We start from the raw sequence: 545 nt of genomic DNA, 5'->3' as shown, positions 1-545 counted from the left end.
GCGCGCGCGGGCGTCGTGCGCCACGCGGCTGCCTTCGTGGCCCCGTTCGCCGCCGCTTTCACGCCCCGCCTCGCCCGTCCCGCGCGCCACCGGCCGCGCGCGCACGAAAAAGCCCGACTGCGGCCGCGATTCGATCACGCCCCGGCTCTCCAGCAACGCGTAAGCGTGCAGCACCGTCTTGATGCTCACGCCGTGCTGCTGGCTCGCGCGCCGCACCGAGGGCACGCGCTCGCCCGGCCCGAACACGCCGCGCCGCACGGCGGCTTCGATGTCGTCGGCGAGCTGCTCGTAGCGGGTCAGGGAGGAAGGCGGCGCGGGCATGAGAAAGTCAAGCGAAAGGAGGCCGGCGGGGGCGGCCGGCGCAAACCCCGCCAGTCTATGACAAATCGTCGCAACTGTATCCCTCCGCTTTCCAGATTTCTGTGATCACCAGGGACACAGGAACACAGTAGTCTCGCCTCATCGGGCCATCCGCCCTCACGAATCCGAAGCCGAAGCATGAAGAAGCCGCAAGGTCGCATCGAACCGTATCACCACCCCGCCGC

1 protein-coding gene is annotated in these 545 nt (G+C 69.4%); it reads right to left on the bottom strand.

Annotated features, from left to right (window positions below):
• Positions 1-300 (bottom strand): GntR family transcriptional regulator (locus LDO54_RS03565; RefSeq protein WP_224006454.1); only part of this gene is annotated, 300 nt, incomplete at its 3' end.
• Between the last annotated feature and the right edge of the window lie 245 nt (positions 301-545).

Source organism: Paraburkholderia tropica, assembly GCF_914484835.1.
In the GTDB taxonomy this organism is placed as follows: Bacteria; Pseudomonadota; Gammaproteobacteria; order Burkholderiales; family Burkholderiaceae; genus Paraburkholderia; species Paraburkholderia tropica_A.
The sequence above is the reverse complement of the archived record's forward strand: the minus strand, read 5'-3'. Positions and strand labels throughout refer to the sequence as shown.